Source organism: Gluconobacter japonicus (genome assembly GCF_002723975.1).
Classification (GTDB): Bacteria; Pseudomonadota; Alphaproteobacteria; order Acetobacterales; family Acetobacteraceae; genus Gluconobacter; species Gluconobacter japonicus.
Genome location: NZ_BEWO01000008.1, coordinates 1 through 20870, shown reverse-complemented (window position 1 = coordinate 20870; position 20870 = coordinate 1). Strand labels below are relative to the sequence as shown.

Below are 20870 nucleotides of genomic sequence, written 5' to 3'. Positions count from 1 at the left end.
GTCACGAGAGAGGGATGGGACGAAGGCGTGAAATGTGGTCACACAGCGTTCGAATCAGGAGGTCTTCCGGCCCTTGTGCTGTTTGATGACGCGTCGCGGCGATAAAATCGACGTCTGGAATAGGGGGTAGACTGTCAGGCTGGTAGACGGAGAGGCCCTCGGTTCCGCTAAGGAAGCTGGGTTGGGCTGTGATGCCATAGCCAGCGCGCACCGCAGCAAGAATGGCGCTGAGATTGCTGCTGGTGAAAGCAATATGCCAAGATTGCCCAGCACGATTGAGAGCCTCAATGGCAAGACGCCTCGTGACGCTGCCTTCAGGAAAGGTCACGAGGGGGAGGGATGCGCCTTTTTCCGGCAGGGTCTCTTCCGGTCCAAACCATCTCAATTCTTCCGTCCAAAGCTTCTGACCATGCGTTTCGGACGACCGACGCATTCCACAGAGCAGATCGATTTCGTCGTTTTCCAACAGGCGCGTCAACGACGCGCTGAGGCCAACGGTCATGGTGATCTGAAGGGATGGATGAGCGGCACGGAACGTTCCCAGGATTTCGGGAAATCGCGTCAGGAGCAGGTCTTCCGTGACGCCCAGACGAATCGTGCCGCGTGGGATTCCCTTCCGAAAATAGGCAAACAGGTTGCTTTCAACCTGCAACAGTCTCTGGCCCAGCGAGACAAGGGCCATCCCGTCGTCCGTGAGCCTTACAGCCTTCGTACTGCGAGCAAGTAGGCGCGTTCCAAGCTGTTCCTCAAGCCGGCTGACATGCTGGCTGATGGTGGACTGGCTGAAACCGAGCGTCTGGGCCGCAGACGTGAAATGCAGGGTTTCTGCGACAGCCAGAAATGAACGCAGATGCATGGGATCAAGATACGTTTGATCTTTCATGCGAATATGTGAGGGCAGTTTTATCACGCGGTCAACTTGATCTGATGCCGTTATGAGCGCACAGTTCGCACAAAACATGATTTCCTTCTGGCGGAGACAGAATGACAGTCCATGGAGCCCGCGCTGTTCAGCGGTGCCGCACCCTTGTTGAACCCCCTTTCAGCGAGGACGCTGGTCAACTTTTCCGTTACTGGCTCGGAACATCCTATCGGCATACGCTCGCCCAGGTCCAGATCTGGATGGAAGAGGCGGGAATGGCTGTGCGGCAGGATGCGGTCGGCAATCTGATCGGCCGTTATGAAGGAACGGACCCGGCCTCTCCAGTGCTCGTTATCGGCTCCCATCTGGATACTGTCCGGAACGGAGGCGCTTTTGACGGCAATCTGGGTGTTATGCTCGGAATTGAACTGGTGTCCGCATTGCGTGAAAACGATGTGCGTCTGCCATTTCCGATTGAAGTCATCGGGTTCGGGGATGAGGAGGGATCGCGCTTTCCCATTCCTATGATCTGTTCGCGGGCCATGACGGGTCTGATTGACGCCGTGCCGCAAGGTGTGACGGATGCTCAGGGCATGACCGTTGCAGAGGCCATGGTGTCCTATGGTCTTGATCCCGCTCGGCTTAAGGATGCTGCGCGTCGGCCAGAGGATATTCTGGCCTTCATCGAGCCACATATCGAGCAGGGTCCATGTCTTGAAGCAGCGGATAAACCTCTCGGCGTTGTTACGGCTATTGCGGCCCAGACCCGACAGCGGGTGATCGTCAAAGGGCAGGCCGATCATGCCGGCACGACACCGATGCTGCTGCGTCGCGATGCACTGGCGGGCACAGCTGAGATGATTCTGGCCGTTGAAAAGCGAGGCGCTTCTGGCTCTGGCAATCAGGTCGCGACGGTCGGACAGATGGATGTTACTCCCAATACGTCCAACGTCATTCCGGGCGACGTGTGGTTCTCGCTGGATATGCGGGCGGGATCTAACGAGATTCGGGATCGTCTGGCCGAAGAAATCCGGTCCGATATCCGGCGGATTGCAGAACGTCGTGGGCTGGAGGTGTCATTCACGACACCACAACATCTTGCAGCATCCGCGTGCTCTCCTGAAATTGTCAGTCGTTTTGCTCATGCCATTGAGAAGGTGACGGGTGAGCCTGCCCCCCAACTCCTGAGTGGTGCGGGTCATGACAGCATGGCCATGGCGGGTTTTTGTCCGATGGGTATGCTGTTCATTCGCAGTCCGGGTGGATTGAGCCATCATCCGGATGAAACGGTGCTTGTGGAGGATGTCGAACTCGCCCACCGCGCCCTGCTTGCTTTCGTCAAGGAATTCCAGTCATGAGCCTGACCTACTCCCAGATTGATCCTCCCTCCCGCCTGCTGATGGGTGCCGGCCCAGCCAACGTTCATCCTCGTATCCTGCGGGCCATGGCGACGGATGTGATCGGGCAGATGGACCCGGAAATGACGGCATACATGGACGAAACCATGGCGCTGTATCGGGAAGTGTTTCAGACGAAGAACCACTGGACGTTGTTGGTGAATGGTTCGGCCCGTTCCGCCATTGAGGCAGCTCTGGTGTCGCTGGTTTCGCCGGGAATGAAAGTTGTGATTCCGCGGATTGGCCGGTTCGGTCTGTTGCTGACGGAAATCGTGAATCGGTGTGGCGGTATTCCCTGCACGATTGATGTTGAATGGGGGCAGGTTGTCGATCCGGCCGCAGTTGAAGCAGCGATCATTGAACACAAGCCGGGGCTGGTCGCTGCCGTTCATGGCGATACATCCACAACGACAGCCCAGCCGCTCGAGGAAATTGGCGCCATCTGTCGTCGCCATAACGTATTGTTCTATGTGGATGCGACGGCAACACTGGGCGGCATGGAGTTCAAGACGGACGCGTGGAATATCGACGTTGCCACGGCAGGGCTGCAAAAGTGCCTTGGTGGGCCGCCGGGCTCCGCGCCCATCACGCTCTCTGACCGTGCCGTAGAGGCCATTTTGCGTCGTCGCCATGATGAAGCCGGAATTGCGACAGGTCAGCCACAGGGCGATGGGCCGGTCATCCAGTCGAACTATTTCGATCTGGCGATGCTGATGAACTACTGGTCTCCAGCCCGGATGAACCACCACACCGAAGCGACCTCCATGCTCTATGCCTCCCGTGAGGCAGCCCGGATTGTGGTCGAGGAAGGTGTGCAGGCGCGGGTTGAGCGTCATACCCGTGCCGGGCGTGCCGTGGTGGCTGGTCTGCGGGCGATGGGTCTGCGTGTTTATGGTGATGATGCAACGCGCATGGCAAATGTGACAGGTGTGTGGGTGCCAGAGGGTGTGGACAATGCGCGTGTCCGGGAACTGATGCGCAAGGATTTCGAGATCGAGATCGTATCCTCCTTTGGTCCGCTGACAGGCAAAATCTGGCGGATCGGTGCCATGGGCGTGAATGCGCAGAAGCATAAGGTACTGCTCACGCTCGCTGCCTTCGAGGCGGTGCTTGCGGGTGAGGGCGTCAGCCTGCCGCGTGGTGCTGGTGTTGATGCCGCGCGTGCGGCGTGGGACGCAGTCTGAAGGGCATTATGTTTTAGGGTGGTTCTTCCGACCTGAACCACTTTTCTTGCCGCCACCGCTTTCCTTGTTGACGGTGGCCCAGGCGCGGCGTTCGGCTTCTTTCTCCGAAACGCCGCGTTCTTCATAGCTTTCTTCGATATGCTGGGCCTGTCGTTTCTGCTTGTCCGTATAGGCCGACTTATCTCCGCGTGGCATGATGATGCCTCCTGAAAAGCGCGTTACCGTTTCAGGTGTACGCAGATTGCCCAGGCCAGTTTCCCAACTCTGCGTCAAAGCAGCGCCGTTTTCACGAAATGTGAGTAATTTTTCCCTTTTCAGGGCTTGCCAAGAAAAAAATCGTCCGCTAGAACGCGCCTACCTCGATGGTAGCGCCGGTGTAGCTCAGCTGGTAGAGCACGTCATTCGTAATGATGGGGTCGGGAGTTCGAATCTCTTCTCCGGCACCATCGAGGTCTTCCTCAAAAAACAGCCTCAACTTAGTAGTGCCTAGCTCTGCAATAGCTGAATTCTGTCATATTATTTCAAAAATAATCCTCCCGCAGCGTGCAAATTGCACGAAATGGTTCTAGCTTGATCTTCGCATCCTGATGCGTAAGCCATGATGTTGCGTGCTGCACTGTCCTCTGATGGCTCCATGCGCTAGGGTAGGAGCGTCATGACTGACCGTTTTCACAAGCGCCTCTGGCAAAATGCCGTCAATCTCTCCCGGACGTCCCAGAAGCCTCACGACTCTCTTCACGTTGTAGAGGGACTGCATGAATGTTCTGTCTGCGGCCTGTTCCAGCGTGTTCCGAAGCTAAAACCCGGGTTTTTGGCTGAATGTCAGCGGTGTGGATCACAGATTGTCCGTCGGCGAAAAACATCAGTCATCGGGGCCCCTGCGGCGTTCTGTGTGGCCTCTGCTGCCTTATATGTGGCTTTGTTGATCAGTCCGCTCATGACCCTGAATGTTTATGGGCGGGAAAACACCGTCGCCCTGATGTCCGGCCCGATAGAGCTGAGCTACCAAGGGTATAATACCATGAGCCTCCTCGTGGGGCTTACAACACTGGCTATGCCCGGCGTTGTGATTGTTCTAATGGCGGCTGTTCTTTACGGCGCTTCGCGGCCTCATATGCCGGATTGGACCCCTAGACTTCTGACTTGGTACGACCGTCTGCGAGGCTGGTCGATGGTGGAAGTGTATGTTCTGGGTGTGCTCGTCGCTTATACCAAGCTGGTTGACCTTGCTCTCGTAGATTTACAGCCGGGCGTTTATCTTCTTGGTGGCCTGATGCTGACCATGGCGGCGATGGATTCCACTTTTGATGATGAGCTGATCTGGAACAATCGGGATTTGCGCAAAAGGGTAGATGGTCACCGCGGCAAGGTGCTGAACGTTGCGCAACTCGATGCGCATAAAGACCCGTTGCCTCCGGTCGAACACATGCTCTCCTGTCATGCCTGTGGGTTGGTCGTAGCCTTCGATCATGCGGTTCCGCAGGAAGCGGATATGGGGGACTGCCCTCGCTGTGACCAGATCCTTCGTCGCAGAAAGCGCCAGAGTTTGGCCTCTGCGAGTTGCTTTCTGGTTGCGGGCATTATCTTTTATATTCCGGCAAACATGCTGCCCGTCATGACTTATACGAAAGTGGGGCATGGCGCGCCGAGTACGATCATCAGTGGTGTGATTGAACTCTGGCAGGCGGGAATGATCCCGCTTTCGCTGCTGGTGCTGTTTGCCAGCATTACCGTACCGGTTTTGAAGATTCTGGCGCTGAGTTTCATGATTATCAGTACCAAGCTCAGATCTCGTTGGCAGCTTCCGCTGCTTGGGAAACTGTATCGTCTGGTGGATATCATTGGCCGGTGGTCGATGATCGACGTGTTCATGATTTCCATTCTCTGCGCTGTGGTGCATTTCGCTTTTCTGGCTAATGTCACAGCCGATCCCGGCATGATCTGTTTTGCACTCGTGGTCATTCTTACAATTTTTGCGGTTGAACTGTTTGATCCGCGGAGCATGTGGGATGCGGCCGGGCTGAACCAGTCTGTGCCTGAGGATGCTGCTGGGCAGGTTCGTCCGGATGCACCGATTCCTGATGGGCCTGTCCCGTCTTCCGATACCCTTCATATGGAGTCTGAACGCGCGTGAGCGATTCCCGAAATGATCGCGGGCAGCAGCCGGCATTGCCGGAGGAAGCTCCGGTGCGTCGTACCCGCTTTTCTCTGATCCTGCTGATTCCCGTGCTGGCAATTCTCATCTCCGGATGGCTTGCCTGGAAGCATTTTGCGACGCGCGGTCCGGAAATCACAATCACCTTCGATACGGCTGATGGGCTGACGCCAGGTCAGACGCAGGTGAAGAATAAAGCTGTGACTTTGGGGACAGTTCAGGAAATTACCCTGAGCAAAGACATGCGGCATGTGAACGTCAAAGTTCAGATGAATGCTAACAGTGCTCATATCCTGACAGACAACACGCGGTTCTGGGTTGTTCGTCCCCGGATCAACGGAGCGAGCATCACAGGTCTGGATACGTTGATTTCCGGTGCCTACATCGCCATTGATCCTGGAACGCCCAATGGGCATTACCAAACTGAATTCCGGGGGCTTGAGTCGGTTCCTGGAGTACGTTCGGATCAGCCGGGAACGACATTCTGGCTGGTGTCACCTGCTCTCGGTTCGCTGGGGCAGGGGGCTCCAGTCTTCTTCCGTGATGTGCCTGTTGGCGAAGTTCTTGGCTACACGATGCCTCCCGGCGGAGAGGGGCCCATCGTCATACAGGTTTTCGTCAAGGCGCCTTATGACCATTATCTGCGGACAGACAGTCGGTTCTGGAATGTGTCGGGTATTCAGGTTGGGCTCGGTGCCGGTGGTCTGAAGGTGCAGATGCAGTCCATTCAGGCGTTGTTTTCTGGTGGTGTTGCCTTCGGGTTGCCTGATCGTCGTCGGGAGCTTGCCGCGCCTGTTGCGCCAGCCAATTCCGTTTTCAAGCTGTATACGAGTCAGGAAGACGCAGACAGCGCGCGTTATCATCAGCGCCTGCGTGTCGCCACTTACATCGATACGTCTGTAAAGGGGCTTGCAGCCGGTAGCCAAGTCAGCATGTTCGGGTTGCAGGTGGGGACGGTGACGGCCGTCAAGCTGCAGATTCCTTCGCCGCAGGATAAGCCGCGCGTTCGGGTGGAAATGCAGATCGAACCCGAGCGTATGATGCCGGAATGGAAAGAGAGCCAACTCGCACAGGCCAAAGAATATCTTGCGGCTTTTGTGGCTAATGGCATGCGAGCATCGGTGCAGAGTGCCAGCTTCCTGACGGGAGAGTCCATGATTGGGCTCCAGTTCGTCAAGAATGCCCCTCCTCTGGCACTGACCTACGAAGGCGATGTTGCAATCATGCCGAGCCAGCCAGGCGGGGTTGATGGCATTATGGATTCCGTCTCGACGATTACGGACAAGATTGCTGCCATGCCGCTCACCCAGATCGGGGAGCATGTCAATGACCTGATTGCTCATGCTGACGGGCGGCTGAACAGCCGTGAAGTGACGCAGTCTCTCGTAGCGCTCCGCAATTCGCTTCAGCATCTGGATACGCTGACCAAGAATGCCAACCAGCATCTGCCGGAACTTCTGGTATCTCTTCAGGGAACAATGAACAACGCCCAGTCTCTTCTTGGAGCCTATGGTGGCGATACGGACTTTCATCGCAGCCTTCAGGGGATGATCACCCAGATGACACAGATGGCTCGGTCCCTGCGTCTTCTGACAGATTATCTGGACCACCATCCTTCCGCACTTATTACCGGCCGCAGGAACTGACCCATGGCACTGTTTTCGTTTTCTTCTACTCGTTTGCTGCTTACGGGGTGCATGCTGGGTCTAATGGGTGGCTTGTCTGCCTGTAGCAGTGACCCAAAACTTTATACTCTGGCCCCTCTACCGGGAGCCTCCCAGATGGGTGGCCCGGCAGTTGTTGAGGTTCGGACGCCCGTGGTTGCGATGCGTCTGGATCGAGACACGATTGTGCGGGCAAACCAGAATTATCAGACCAAGCTGGCATCGGGAGATAGCTGGAGCGAAGCTCTGCCGAATATGATCGCTCACACTTTGACGACCGATCTGGCTCAGCGTCTGCCGGGGACGACCGTGTTTGCTCAGGACGATGCGGTGACAACAACGCCGTCAGCTTATGTCGAAGTGACGGTTCGTAATTTTGAAGCGGATGCGGCAGGGCATGCTCTGATCATGGGGATGCTGTCAGTGCATCCTGCTGGAAAGATGATTGGCCCGGTTCTCACGCAGCCCTTCGTCTGGAAGTCTTCTGCGGCGGTGGACAAAGACACGGGGAAACTGACTGCCGCTTTGAGTCAGGGGCTGTCCGTGTTGGCGGACCAGATTGCGGCTCAAGTAAGAGCGCTGCCAGCGCCTGTGAAGTGAGACTTTCGTATATAATCCAATAAAAAAGGCTCCCGGGTGGGAGCCTTTTTTTGTGCAGTGCAAACTACAATGGTGGAAGCCTAGAGCTTTTCGACCTGATTGTAGTCCAGATCCACCGGGGTCGAACGACCGAAGATGGAAACGCTGACCTTGAGACGCTGGCGCTCTTCGTCGACTTCTTCGATCATGCCGGTGAAGGACGTGAAAGGGCCATCGGCCACACGGATCTGTTCGCCGATCTCGAAGGTCAGAGCAGAACGCGGACGCTCCACACCTTCCTGAGCCTGCTTCATGATCCGGTCTGCTTCTGCAGAAGTAATAGGCGTCGGACGGTTGCGGGTTCCGAGGAAGCCTGTGACCTTTGGAGTGTCCTTGACGAGATGCCAGGCATCGTCCGTCAGTTCCATCTTTACGAGAACGTAGCCCGGAAAGAACTTGCGCTCGGCATTGACCTTACGGCCACGGCGCATCTCGGTCACGTCTTCAGAAGGAACAAGAATCTGTTCGAAATGGTCAGACAGGCCTTTCTGTGCAGCCTGTTCCTGAATGTGGCTCGCGATCTTTTTCTCGAAGCCGGAATAGACATGCACAACGTACCAACGCTTTGCCATGGTGCGGACCTAGCCTCCAACGCCAAAAAGTTCGCGGACACCCAGGCCAATAACCTGATCCACGATGAAGAAGAAGATGCAGGTCACAGTGACCATGGCCAGCACCGCACCCGTCGTGATGAGGGTGTTGCGACGTGTAGGCCAGGTAACCCGTTTTGCTTCATTGCGCACGTCTTTGAAGTACGTGCCCAGATTGAAGCCGGATCCGTTTTTGTGAGGCGCCGTCTTCCGCGACTCGTCTTTCGGGGTAGTGACCGACACCATCGTCCTCGAATCAAATGAAAATCCGCATCCCGGTGCCGGAAAAGCCATCCGGGAAAACGGGGTGGCAGGGGCGGAGGGTCTCGAACCCACAACCTTCGGTTTTGGAGACCGACGCTCTAGCCAATTGAGCTACGCCCCTATCATCGTGCGTGATCATTTACATGATACGCCAACGACAGTGGGCGGAAAAGATAATGTTCGGAGATGAAAGTCAAGTGCCTGAAGTGAAAATGGTATCATATTTTCATTTCCGACATTCCCCTCTTGCGGACACATCGAAAACTGGAGTATGACACCGGCGACCTAAGGGCGGGCGTAGCATAGTGGTAATGCAGTAGCCTTCCAAGCTTCTGAGGAGGGTTCGATTCCCTTCGCCCGCTCCATTAAGGTCCATCTCCTGACAATTTGTTTGATTCCTGCCGCGTAGCCAAGGCGGTGCGTGGCTGTGTAAGTTGCCTGACAAGTAGGACTAATTCTTATTTCCGGCTGTGTGGCCATGAGGCTTTGAGAAAGCCGGTGACGCCCAGGTTGTGTCTTGCACGCATTTCCGAACAATTCTTGGGTCAAGTAAAGCTCGATGTGGCGATGCCAGCCTTTGACCTGGACGGTTTCACCCGCGTCGTCACACTCGTGGAACCGAAGTGTCCGTGTGGGCAATATTTTGTCCGCTGAAGGGGCGAGGTCTCCTCACGGAGGCGGGAAAATTGCAGTGCATAAAATACATCGCGCCATCAGTATTGGTTAGAGATCTTGGCGGGGTCGATGCGTGGCTGTGGTAAATGTCATATGGAAAATTGATATGGCCAATGGTGCTTGTACGACCCAAAACGGCAGGCAGAACCCGAAAAATGCAAACATGTGTAGTTCAGGGATCGGTTTGCGGGCTCCTCTCGGTTGCGCTTGATCGTGATCGCGTGCTAGAGGCGGCGCCAAGTGGAGGACCGGGTTTCAGACGAATCCTGTGCAGGGTCGTGTGTGCCTGATCCTATTACGGATTTGGAAGCAAGGGACCGGATAAGCCGGTTCCGGCCGCATCCTGCGGCGGAAAAGTGAGACGGAACACGCGTGTGACGGTGACACAGGTGCCGCAGATGGGACCCACAGGGGGCTTGGCTCAACGCTATGCCCGGGCGCTTTACGACTATGCCTCGGAACAGGGAGCACTCTCTGACGTCCTGGCTCAGGTTCAGGGGCTTCGCGATGCGATTTCCCAGAGTGCTGATCTGCGGACATTCCTTGCAGATTCCCGCCTTGATGCGCACCGCTCCAGCGAAGTCGCTGGCGCCCTGACTGAGAAGCTCGGGTTTGGGGATGCTGTCCGTCGTTTTGTAGGCGTCATTGCCGCAAACCGTCGCCTTGCTGATCTCGCTGCCATCCTGGATGGCGTGCTGGCTCTTGATGCCAGCCTTCGTGGCGAGACCGTTGCAGAAATCCGTTCCGCACAACCTCTTACAGACATGCAGCGTAGCCAGCTTCAGGCCCGTCTGGCCGAAGCTGGCTACAGCCGCGTGTCCATGATCGAACGTACGGATGCTTCCTTGATCGGTGGCATGACGGTACGTGTCGGTTCTACACTGTTTGATACTTCGATCGCCGGGCGCCTGACCCGCCTGCAGAACGCCATGAAGGGAGCCGCGTGATGGATATCCGTCCCGCTGAGATTTCGGACATCCTCAAGCAGCAGATCGCGTCTTTCGACAAGGTCGAGACCGTTTCCGAGACGGGCACGGTCCTGTCGATCGGTGACGGCATTGCTCGTGTGTACGGCCTGACAAATGTCATGGCTGGCGAAATGGTCGAGTTCGAAGGAACCGGCCTCAAGGGCATGGCTCTGAACCTCGAAGCTGACAATGTTGGCGTCGTGATTTTCGGTGACGGCGACGAAATCCGTGAAGGTGACACGGTTCTTCGTACGAAGGCTGTGGTCGAAGTTCCGGTTGGCAAGGGCCTTCTTGGTCGCGTTGTTGATGGTCTCGGTAACCCGATCGATGGTCGTGGCCCCCTGGTGGACGTGGAATACCGTCGCGCCGAGGTCAAGGCTCCGGGCATCATGCCGCGTCAGTCGGTCAGCGAGCCGATGCAGACGGGTATCAAGGCTATTGACGCCCTGGTTCCGATCGGGCGTGGCCAGCGTGAGCTGATCATTGGTGACCGTCAGACCGGCAAGACCGCAATTCTGGTGGACACGATTGTCGCCCAGAAGCCGGTCAATGCTGAAGGTGACCCGAAGAAGTCCCTGTACTGCATCTATGTTGCAGTCGGTCAGAAGCGTTCCACGGTTGCAAACCTGGTTCGTACGCTGACGGAACAGGGTGCAATGGAATACTCCATCGTTGTGGCTGCTACGGCCTCTGACGCTGCCCCGATGCAGTATCTGGCACCGTACACCGCCTGCACCATGGGCGAGTACTTCCGCGACAACGGCATGCATGCTCTGGCCTGCTACGATGACCTGTCCAAGCAGGCTGTCGCCTATCGCCAGATGTCCCTGCTTCTGCGTCGTCCGCCGGCACGTGAAGCGTTCCCGGGTGACGTGTTCTATCTGCACTCCCGTCTGCTCGAGCGTGCTGCCAAGATGTCCGACGCCAATGGCGGTGGCTCTCTGACAGCTCTGCCGGTCATCGAGACGCAGGCTGGCGATACGGCTGCCTACATTCCGACGAACGTGATTTCCATCACGGACGGTCAGATCTTCCTTGAGACGGATCTGTTCTACAAGGGTATCCGCCCGGCCGTGAACGTCGGTGGTTCCGTGTCCCGTGTTGGTTCTGCCGCCCAGATTAAGGCGATGAAGCAGGTCGCTGGCAAGATCAAGCTGGAGCTGGCTCAGTATCGTGAAATGGCTGCGTTCTCGCAGTTTGCTTCCGATCTCGATGCAGCAACCCGCAAGCAGCTTGAGCGTGGTGCACGTCTGGTTGAGCTCCTGAAGCAGCCTGAGACGTCTCCGCTGCCAGTTGAAGAGCAGGTTGTGGTTCTGTTCGCCGGAACACGCGGATATGTCGATCCGGTTGCTGTGGATAAGGTTGTGGCTTACGAAGCTGCCCTGCTGACAGAAATGCGTGGCGCTGGCGCCTCCATCCTGACGGCTATCCGCAACGATCGCCAGATCAAGCCGGAGACGGAAGGCAAGCTCAAGGAGCTGCTGGAAGCTTTCGGTAAGCGCTTTGCAGCCTGAGGATAGTCCATGCCCTCGCTGAAGGAACTGCGCGGTCGGATCACAGGCGTCAAATCGACGCGAAAGATCACGAACGCCATGAAAATGGTCGCAGCTTCAAAGCTGCGACGCGCCCAGTCCCAGGCTGAGGCGGCTCGTCCCTATGCTGAGGCCATGGGCCGCATGATGGCGGAACTGGCAGCGGCAAGTCGTGGGTCAGATGTGTCCAGCCTGCCTAAGCTTCTGGGCGGAACCGGTAAGGATCAGGTTCATCTTGTGGTGATCCTGACGTCTGATCGTGGTCTGGCCGGTGGCTTCAACGCCAATATCGTCCGGAGTGCGCGTCAGCTGATCCGCACGTTGCAGGACGAAGGTCGGACTGTTCGTCTCCTGCCGGTTGGTCGCAAAGGTGCGGATATTCTTGCGAAGGAATATCCGGATCTGGTTGTCGAGCGTGTGGCTGGTACGGAAGGGCGTGATGTCGGCTTCGACAAGGCTGAGTATGTGGGCAAGAAAATTGTCTCCATGCTTGAGGCTGGCGAAATCGATCGCTGCACGTTGATCTACAACCGCTTTGTCAATGCGATGTCGCAGATTGCCATTCAGCTTCCGCTGGTGCCGCTGTCTGTTGCGGAAAATGACAACGTGGACACGTCTGCGGATGCAGCCCAATACGAATTCGAGCCCGATGAGGCTACGCTGCTGGCCAACCTCCTGCCACGCAATCTTCAGGTGCAGATTTTCTCTGCCCTTCTGGAAAGCGCAGCAGGTGAGCAGGGTGCACGGATGACTGCCATGGACAATGCGAGCCGGAACGCCAGCAAGGCGATCGACCGTCTGTCCCAGAAGTACAACCGTACACGCCAGGCCAACATTACCAACGAACTGATCGAGATCATCTCCGGCGCAGAAGCCGTTTGAGATCACGCAGGAGACGAACCGATGTCTGAGACTCTTAACCCTTCTGCCTCGGCTGCAAACAATGTCGTCGGTCGTGTCACGCAGGTGCGTGGCCCGGTTGTCGATGTGCAGTTCGAAGGCACCCTCCCGCATATCCTGAACGCTCTTCATGTTCAGAACGGCGATCAAACGCTTGTTCTGGAAGTCGCGCAGGAAATCGGTGAGCGCCAGGTTCGCTGCATTGCCATGGACACGACGGACGGCCTGAGCCGTGGCGCCGAAGTCCGTGACACGGGCACGCAGATCATGGTTCCGGTTGGCCCGGCTACCCTCGGCCGTATCCTGAACGTCATTGGTGAAGCCATTGACGAGCGTGGCCCGATTGTCAGCGACAAGCATTTCCCGATCCATCGTAAGGCCCCAGCTTTCGAAGATCAGGCGGCTGCTTCCGAAATTCTTGTTACCGGCATCAAGGTCGTTGACCTTCTCTGCCCGTACCTGAAGGGTGGTAAGATCGGTCTGTTCGGCGGCGCTGGCGTTGGCAAGACGGTTATCATCCAGGAACTCATCAACAACATCGCGAAGGCACACGGTGGCGTGTCCGTGTTCGCAGGTGTGGGTGAGCGTACCCGTGAAGGTAACGACCTGTATTTCGAAATGCAGGATGCCGGCGTTATCAAGATCGGTGAAGACGGTTCCACGGAAGGCTCCAAGGTTGCGCTGGTCTATGGCCAGATGAACGAGCCGCCGGGAGCCCGTGCCCGCGTTGCCCTGACGGGTCTGTCGCTTGCGGAATACTTCCGTGACGAAGAAGGTCAGGACGTTCTGTTCTTCGTGGACAACATCTTCCGCTTCACGCAGGCTGGCTCTGAAGTGTCCGCCCTGCTGGGCCGTATTCCTTCCGCCGTGGGCTATCAGCCGACGCTGGCAACGGAAATGGGTGCCCTTCAGGAGCGCATCACGTCCACAAAGAAGGGCTCCATCACGTCCGTTCAGGCCGTGTATGTCCCTGCTGACGATCTGACCGATCCGGCACCTGCTGCGACCTTTGCTCACCTTGATGCCACGACGGTTCTGAACCGTTCGATCGCAGAAATGGGCATTTATCCGGCTGTTGACCCGCTGGACTCCACGTCCCGCTCGCTCGACCCGAAGATCGTCGGTCAGGAACACTACGACATCGCTCGTAAGGTTCAGCAGACGCTCCAGACCTACAAGGGTCTGCAGGACATCATCGCGATCCTGGGCATGGATGAGCTGTCTGAAGAAGACAAGAAGATCGTTGGCCGTGCCCGTCGCATCCAGCGCTTCCTGTCCCAGCCGTTCCATGTGGCAGAAGTCTTCACGGGTGCACCTGGCAAGCTGGTGGCACTGGAAGACACGATCCGTTCCTTCAAGGCTGTTGTGAACGGTGAGTATGATCACCTGCCAGAAGGCGCGTTCTACATGGTTGGCGACATCGACGAGGCCATCGCCAAGGCCGAAAAGATGAAGCAGGAGGCCTGATCCTGATGCCCCTACGCATCGAGATCGTCAGCCCGGAAAAGCGCCTTGTTGACCGTCAGGTCGACATGGCGGTGGTCCCGGGCATGGAGGGCGATATTGCAGCCATGCCGGACCGTGCACCGCTGATGCTTCAGCTGCGTGGTGGCGTTGTGGCCCTGTACGAAGGCGACAAGATCGTCGACCGTTATTTCGTGGGCGGCGGTTTCGCAGATATGGGCGCAGAGCACTGCACCATTCTGGCTGATTCCGCTCAGCTCATGAGCGAACTGTCGGCTGATGAAGCGCGTGACCGTCTGCGCGATCTGGAGACCACATGGGCCCAGATTGAGCCGAACGATGTTGATACGCATGACCGCCTCAGCCGTGAAATCCAGAGCGTTCGCGCAGAACTGGAAGCAGCTGGAGGGGATGCTTCGGTCTAAGGCCGAACTCATCATCTTTGAATAACAGAAAAACCCGCCCGGTCAGTTTGACTGGGCGGGTTTTTCTTTGTTTGGCACCTTCCTGTATGCTCCTCCCAACTTTACCGAGTGATGGTGGCGCGTAATGACGGACTCCTCTCCTGAGACTGCAATCCTGACTGAAGATCTGGCTCCTGCCTCTCCGCAGTCGATTGAAAGCGTGACGGAAGAGGCCTCTGCGCCAGAGACAGAAGAAACACCGAAGCTGCCTGCCGACCCCTGTCTTGAACTGAATGCGGTTCTTCGAGAGAGCGTCAGTAGTGCCCTTTGGGAAAACAGTGTTCCGGTTTTGCTGGAGCTTTCTCTTCGTAATCTCTCAGATCGTGAGTTCAGGGATCTCGAAATTACCTTGGATTGTCAGCCGAGTGTGCTGCGTCCCACATGCTGGCGGGTACAGTCTCTAGGGGCCGGACAGTTTCAGACGATAGATCGTCTGGATGTTGAACTTGATGGCGCGTTTCTTGCGTCTCTCAGTGAGGCGGCACGGGCAGAAGTCAGGTTGAGCGTTTCTGAAATCCAGCCAGATGGATCTCGGGAAGAACTTCTGGACCGTGTTTTTCCCCTGACGGTGCGTTGCCGGAGCGAATGGGGTGGCTTGCAGGGGCTACCGGACCTTCTGGCGGCTTTTGTTCTTCCTAATGATCCGGCCGTGGCAAAAATTCTTCGTTCGGCCTCTGCTCTTTTGCAGGAAGCAGGTCAGTCGCCGTCACTTGAGGGGTATCAGGGCGGTCGCAAACGCGCCTGGGAACAGGCACAGGCCATCTGGTGCGCAATTGCCGCGCTGAAGATCACTTATGTCAGCCCCCCGGCATCTTTTGTAGAAAATGGGCAACGGGTTCGCCTTCCGACCCAGATTGCCGAGGAGCGTCTGGCCACCTGTCTGGATACGGCGCTTCTTTTTGCGGCTTGTCTGGAGGCTATCGGGCTGAGGCCATTGCTTGTCATGCTCAAGGGGCATGCCTTTACGGGCTTCTGGCTGTCTCGTGAGCAGTCCGGCACGTCTGTTCTGCAGGATTTACCTGGCCTGCGGAATCGTGTGGCTCTCGATGACGTCTGTGTTTTCGAGACGACGCTGGTAACGGCTGCCTCTTGTCCGACGTTTTCCAGAGCCTGTGAGAATGGGTTGGCCCAGCTTCAGGATGGGGAAGAGCCCTCAAAATTCGAAGACGTCATTGATATCCATCGCGCCCGTTTGCGTCGTATTCGTCCGCTTTCACAGATTGTGGCGGCAGCAGAGATACCTGAAGCAGACCAGGCCGAAGAGACTGTTGCCCCGCTGTTGCAGGCAGCCCCGGCTCTTCGAGAAGAACTGGGAGATCATGACGAGGAAGATACGCCCCAGAGTCGGCTGGAACGCTGGTGTAAGCGGCTTCTGGATATTTCAGGCCGTAGTCGGCTTCTGAACCTTCCGCGCTCTGAGAAACAGATTATCGAAATTTGCTGTGCGGACCCGGGGAAACTCGAAGATCGCCTTGCAGAAATGCGGGGAGGTGAGCGCAAGCCTGCTCTCAGGCTGCGTGCACGGCCAGAACTGATGGATGGGGCAGACCCCAGAAGCGCGAACATCCATCAGCAACGTCATCATGATGATCAGCACCGCACGATAGCGGCAGAAGCGCTGGAGCATGGCGAACTTCTGGTGGCGCGTGAGGAAGCTGGATTACAACTCGCCTTAACCGAGATTTATCGCAAGGCGAAAGCTGCCGAGCAGGAGGGAGGCGCGAATACGCTCTTCCTAACCTTGGGTGAATTGGTGTGGGAGCCACGCGGGAAAGACCGCAAGGCTCGGGCGCCACTGATTCTTGTACCGGTCATTCTGGAGCGCAGCAGCGTAAACGCGCCTTTCCGCTTGCGGGCGCATACGGATGAAAGTCGGGTCAACGGCAGCCTTCTGGAAGTTCTGCGGCAGGATTTTGCCATGCGGTTTCCAGAGCTTGAAGGCGATCTGCCTCACGATGAAGCCGGTCTGGATGTGGGGCGGATCTTCGATATTTTCCGGGCCAAGATCCGCCAGCTTCCGCAGTGGGAAGTTGAGGAGCGTGTTTGCCTGACGACGCTGTCGTTCGCAAAATTCCTGATGTGGAAGGATCTGCAGGAACGTCAGGAAGCATTGCGGATCAATCCGGTGGCCAGCCGACTTCTGGATGGCGTGTCGGAAACAGATGACACTGGGTCTGCTTTTCCGAAAGCGATGTTTGATGATGCATCGCCGCTGGACGATGTGCTGGATGAGGCATCCCTGTTGTGCCCGCTAGAAGCTGATTCTTCTCAGCTGATGGCTGTGGTCCGGGCGGCTGCAGGTGAGAATTTTGTGCTGATCGGGCCGCCGGGAACGGGCAAAAGCCAGACGATTGCCAACATTATCGCGGACACGCTGGGACGCGGGAAAACGGTTCTCTTCGTTGCGGAAAAACGGACCGCGCTTGAGGTTGTACGCAATCGTTTGCGCTCTGTGGGACTGGGGGAGTTCTGTCTGGACCTTTTTTCGCCTCAAGCAGGCCGCGGAGCTGTCCTGGAGCAATTCCAGCAGGTGCAGTCCGTGCGGGAGGAGTTTTCGACGGCTGAATGGACGTCTGCTCAAAGTCGCCTCATGGCAGTGCGGCGCGATCTGAATGCTTATGTGCATGATCTTCATCGCAGATGGAAAAATGGCTGGACGCCTTATCGTGCGATCGGTGTTGTGCTGGAGGCGGACAGAAATGGAACCTATTTTCTGGCTCTCAAATGGGCGGGTCCGGAGGTTCACGCTGAGGAAGACTGGGAACGCCTGAAGAGCGTTACGAGCCTTCTTTCGAGTCTGTATCTTCGGTTTGGAAGAGAGGCGCTGTCACCACGCCTTTCAGGGATCGAGCAGGAAGGCTGGACGTCCCGTTGGCAGGACCAACTGCTTCAGCAGGCCCAGAAACTGAAATTGCAGGCGGAAAGTCTTTCCAAGGCCGCAGGCGAGGTTTGTCAGGCGCTGGGGCTCGCGGGGGACGCTCTTCCATGGGCGTTTCTGCAGCGGCTTGAAGGTTTGTGTCAGCTGATCCGCCGCCCTGAAGCTACCGTGGGCGCTTGGGCACTCTCGGACGATGCAGCGGAAAATGTAAAAGTTGTTCTTGCCGAACAGAGCCGTGTCGCTCGACATCGCAGTCTGGTGCAGGAGCTTTCCGTCCATTGGGAACAAGCCAAAACGCTCCCACTGGCTGAACTCCAGCGCGCTTGGAAAGACTCCGAAGAAAAATGGCTTTTGTCCCGCCGTAGTGCTCAGAAAGCGGTTCGGCGCCAGTTGGAGGGCTGTGCAAAAGGGGCATTGCCGGAAGATCTGGGTGATGAACTAATCCGCCTGATTGAGCTTTCCGCGTTGGAACAGTCGCTGACAGCGGCATTGCATCGCGAACATGTGGGTCCATTGTGGCAGGGGCTTTCTACAGATTTCGCCAGGATCGAAGCGACGCTGGCCTGGGGGACGGAAATGCGGGTGGCCTTGGCCAGTTGTGTTCCGGATGTCTCAGGGCTTTTGTCCGTACGGCGTCATCTCCGCGAACTTCTGACAGAAGGGCGAGACCTGCTGGCCGAGAGCGGCCCAGTCGGGCAAAAAATATCGGCGTTCCAGCAGGCTTTCTCGGAAGCTGGCGCGGACATGCAAACACTGAACGAGTTGGCGGGCAGTGATGTTCTGGCCATTGAACCTGATGGTGCGGATTGGTTGAGCCGTCTGGGGCAGCGCCTTTCCGGCTGGATTGAACAGGGGCGCGGTCTACGAGACTGGTGTGCCTGGCGTAAGGCCTGCCATGAAGCCGAGCATTTGGGCCTAGCTCCGCTGGTGGATGCGTTGCTTGCAGAGCGCGTGGCTGCGAAAAGTCTTCAGGCTGTTCTGGAAGCAGCATACGCCCGATGGTGGCTGGCGGCGGCCGTTGATGAGCAACCGAGACTGCGCGGTTTTGTCGCTGCTGCTCACGAGGAGCAGATCGGGCAATTCCGGGCGTGGGATAAAGATGCTGCGGGGCTGGCCAAACGTCTGATTCGTGCGCGTTTGTGTGGCAGTCTTCCCGGCGAAGAGACACGGCGGCAGGATGCACAATATGTGATGATCCATCGTGAAGCGCAGAAAAAAGCGCGTCATATGCCCATTCGTCAGTTGGCTTCCGTGGCGCCGCGGGCGGTTCGCGCGCTGACACCCTGTTTCATGATGAGTCCTCTTTCTGTGGCGCAGTATCTGCCGCCAGACAGTGAACCTTTTGATCTCGTCATCTTCGATGAGGCTTCCCAGATCCCGACATGGGATGCCATCGGTGCCATCGGTCGTGGGCGACAGGTCATTGTCGTCGGGGATCCAAAGCAACTTCCACCGACCAGCTTTTTCGCTCGAAGTGAGAACGAGGAAGAAGATGGCGAGCTTTGCGACATGGAGTCGATTCTCGATGAATGTCGTGCGGCTGGTGTGCCGGAGATCAGCCTGAAATGGCATTACCGCAGCCGACATGAGAGCCTGATCGCATTCTCGAACAGTCAGTATTACGGCGGGGATCTGATTACCTTTCCGTCAATCGTGACGAAGGATCAGGCTGTCTCGTTCCGGTTTGTGGAGGACGGCAACTATCAGCGTGGTGGAAGCCGAACTAACCCGGCTGAAGCGCGTGCGGTGGCGAATGCTGTCGTGGCGCATCTGAAGAGTGACGGTGCAAAATCCATTGGTGTTGTGACGTTCAATGGAGAGCAGCAGACCCTCATCACGGATCTTCTTGAGAAGGCCCAGAGAGAAGATCCGTCTCTTGTTCCATTTTTCAGCGACGATTGTGCCGAACCTGTCCTGATCCGGAATCTGGAGAACGTGCAGGGAGAAGAACGGGACATCATGTTCTTCTCCCTGACATATGCTCCCGAATTGAAAGGCGTGTCTTATGTGTCTTTCGGGCCGCTGAACCGAGCAGGAGGTGAACGACGTCTGAATGTGGCTGTCACGAGAGCTCGGGAAAAGCTGGTCGTGTTCGGGTCGCTTAGGGCCGAGCAGATCGATCCCTCCAGAAGTTCTGCCGAGGGCGTGCTGCATCTCCGCAAGTTCCTGACATTTGCCGAGCATGGTGCAGGCGCTTTGACAGGTCTTCATCAGGGATCAGTAGGGGAGGCGGATAGTCGTTTCGAACTGGAAGTCGCAGCTTTGTTGAGGCAGCGCGGGTGGGACGTCCGTCCGCAGATTGGTGTTTCCAGATTCCGGATTGATCTGGGTGTTGTGGACCCAGACATGCCGGGATGTTTCCTGGCCGGCGTTGAATGCGATGGCGCGACCTACCATCGGAGCGCCACTGCGAGAGATCGCGACAGATTGCGACAGACCGTTCTGGAAACTTTGGGGTGGATGATCCTGAGAGTCTGGTCCACGGACTGGTGGTTGAATGCCTCCAGGGAAGTTGAAAGACTGGACCAGGCTTTGAAGCAGAGGCTTGAAGCCATCAGGGCAGAACGTGCGCCCATAATTGAAGAATGTCAGTTACCCGAAGCTATGGAGCCGCAGTTGGCAGAGGGCGTGCCTGAAGAACCGGTCCTTTATGCGGGCTTTACGGTGGATGCTCCACAGGCGGCCGACGTTGTTAAGGCTGAGAGTGAGACGGAAGCGGAGATTCGTGCGGGCGCTGATGGAAGCCGCTTTGGAGATGAGGATTATCTGCCAACGCTCCAAAATCTGATTCGTCAGACGGTCCAACGGTCAGTCGTTGTTCATGAAATAGCTCTGATCCAGCAGATTGCCAGACTTCATGGGTTTGCTCGGGCCGGTCGCCAGATTCGAGAGCGAGTGCTTACGGCCGTTCCGGCCACATTGGGGCGTACAGAAGAAGAAGTTGGGACGTTCTTCTGGGAAACGAAGGAAGCGCCTTATGGCCTTGCTATATTCCGTCGTCCGGCTGCGGGAGAAAACATCGATCCAGCTCAACTGCCGCTTCAAATGTTGAAGGCACTGGCTGATGAGTTCCGTGCCAAGGGATTGGATGAAGAGAACGCCCTAGGGGAAATGAGAAAAGCCTGCGGTCTGGGGCGTATGGGCCCTGCAACGAAACTGCGCTTTCAGGAAGCGTGGCAGCTTTCTGGGGCGAACAAGGAACTTTGAGAAAAAAGAGACGTCAGAATGCATTTT

Annotated in this window: 15 protein-coding genes and 3 tRNA genes; 13 read left to right on the top strand and 5 right to left on the bottom strand. The window is 56.9% G+C overall.

From position 1 onward, the window contains the following. Position 1: 1 nt before the first annotated feature. Positions 2-883, bottom strand: coding sequence for a LysR family transcriptional regulator (locus GJA01_RS07150; protein ID WP_062504149.1), 882 nt, complete (start codon positions 881-883; stop codon positions 2-4). Between the two features lie 101 nt (positions 884-984). Between GJA01_RS07150 and GJA01_RS07145 the strand changes: the two genes are divergently transcribed. Together GJA01_RS07145 and GJA01_RS07140 are read left to right on the top strand one after the other, a co-directional pair. Further along, entirely contained in the window at positions 985-2220 is a 1236-nt protein-coding gene (locus GJA01_RS07145; protein ID WP_062504121.1) for an allantoate amidohydrolase, read from the top strand. Next, positions 2217-3443, top strand: a complete 1227-nt coding sequence (locus GJA01_RS07140) for a pyridoxal-phosphate-dependent aminotransferase family protein (RefSeq protein ID WP_062504122.1) — start codon at positions 2217-2219, stop codon at positions 3441-3443. Before GJA01_RS07145 ends, GJA01_RS07140 begins: the two co-directional genes overlap by 4 nt. A 6-nt stretch (positions 3444-3449) precedes the next feature. Here GJA01_RS07140 and GJA01_RS07135 read toward each other — a convergent pair whose 3' ends face one another. Beyond that, positions 3450-3638, bottom strand: coding sequence for a hypothetical protein (locus GJA01_RS07135; protein ID WP_010503592.1), 189 nt, complete (start codon positions 3636-3638; stop codon positions 3450-3452). A 175-nt stretch (positions 3639-3813) separates the two neighbouring features. On the opposite strand from GJA01_RS07135, the gene GJA01_RS07130 reads away from it, so the two are divergent. From GJA01_RS07130 to GJA01_RS07115, 4 genes are all read left to right on the top strand, one after another. Further along, positions 3814-3889: transfer RNA gene (locus GJA01_RS07130), tRNA-Thr, on the top strand. A 209-nt stretch (positions 3890-4098) separates the two neighbouring features. Continuing rightward, positions 4099-5577, top strand: a complete 1479-nt coding sequence (locus tag GJA01_RS07125; RefSeq protein WP_062017747.1) for a paraquat-inducible protein A — start codon at positions 4099-4101, stop codon at positions 5575-5577. After that, complete coding sequence (locus GJA01_RS07120) at positions 5574-7244, top strand: PqiB family protein (RefSeq protein ID WP_062504124.1); 1671 nt, start codon at positions 5574-5576, stop codon at positions 7242-7244. Before GJA01_RS07125 ends, GJA01_RS07120 begins: the two co-directional genes overlap by 4 nt. Positions 7245-7247: 3 nt before the next feature. Then, positions 7248-7862: a PqiC family protein gene (locus GJA01_RS07115; protein WP_062504126.1), complete on the top strand. Its 615-nt coding sequence runs from the start codon at positions 7248-7250 to the stop codon at positions 7860-7862. Positions 7863-7942: 80 nt separating this feature from the next. Here GJA01_RS07115 and nusG read toward each other — a convergent pair whose 3' ends face one another. From nusG to GJA01_RS07100, 3 genes are all read right to left on the bottom strand, one after another. Further along, complete coding sequence (gene nusG / locus GJA01_RS07110) at positions 7943-8473, bottom strand: transcription termination/antitermination protein NusG (RefSeq protein ID WP_010503588.1); 531 nt, start codon at positions 8471-8473, stop codon at positions 7943-7945. A gap of 9 nt (positions 8474-8482) precedes the next feature. Next, positions 8483-8737 (bottom strand): preprotein translocase subunit SecE, encoded by a 255-nt coding sequence (gene secE, locus GJA01_RS07105; protein WP_253783306.1) that lies wholly within the window; start codon positions 8735-8737, stop codon positions 8483-8485. A 62-nt stretch (positions 8738-8799) separates the two neighbouring features. Then, a tRNA-Trp gene (locus GJA01_RS07100) sits at positions 8800-8876 on the bottom strand. 170 nt (positions 8877-9046) lie between these two features. Between GJA01_RS07100 and GJA01_RS07095 the strand changes: the two genes are divergently transcribed. The 7 genes from GJA01_RS07095 to GJA01_RS07065 all read left to right on the top strand — a co-directional run bounded on the left by GJA01_RS07095 (position 9047) and on the right by GJA01_RS07065 (position 20843). Then, a tRNA-Gly gene (locus GJA01_RS07095) sits at positions 9047-9120 on the top strand. A gap of 684 nt (positions 9121-9804) precedes the next feature. Beyond that, a complete protein-coding gene (gene atpH, locus GJA01_RS07090; protein ID WP_034880916.1) occupies positions 9805-10377 on the top strand; it encodes an ATP synthase F1 subunit delta in 573 nt (190 codons plus the stop codon). Beyond that, positions 10377-11912, top strand: a complete 1536-nt coding sequence (gene atpA, locus GJA01_RS07085) for a F0F1 ATP synthase subunit alpha (protein WP_010503583.1) — start codon at positions 10377-10379, stop codon at positions 11910-11912. Before atpH ends, atpA begins: the two co-directional genes overlap by 1 nt. Before the next feature lie 9 nt (positions 11913-11921). Next, a complete protein-coding gene (locus GJA01_RS07080; RefSeq protein WP_061930430.1) occupies positions 11922-12812 on the top strand; it encodes a F0F1 ATP synthase subunit gamma in 891 nt (296 codons plus the stop codon). Between the two features lie 21 nt (positions 12813-12833). Beyond that, complete coding sequence (atpD, locus tag GJA01_RS07075) at positions 12834-14297, top strand: F0F1 ATP synthase subunit beta (RefSeq protein ID WP_062502501.1); 1464 nt, start codon at positions 12834-12836, stop codon at positions 14295-14297. Positions 14298-14302: 5 nt separating this feature from the next. Then, on the top strand, positions 14303-14719 hold the full coding sequence (gene atpC, locus GJA01_RS07070) for an ATP synthase F1 subunit epsilon (RefSeq protein WP_010503577.1): 417 nt from the start codon (positions 14303-14305) through the stop codon (positions 14717-14719). Between the two features lie 124 nt (positions 14720-14843). Continuing rightward, complete coding sequence (locus GJA01_RS07065; RefSeq protein ID WP_062502500.1) at positions 14844-20843, top strand: DUF4011 domain-containing protein; 6000 nt, start codon at positions 14844-14846, stop codon at positions 20841-20843. Positions 20844-20870: the final 27 nt, after the last annotated feature.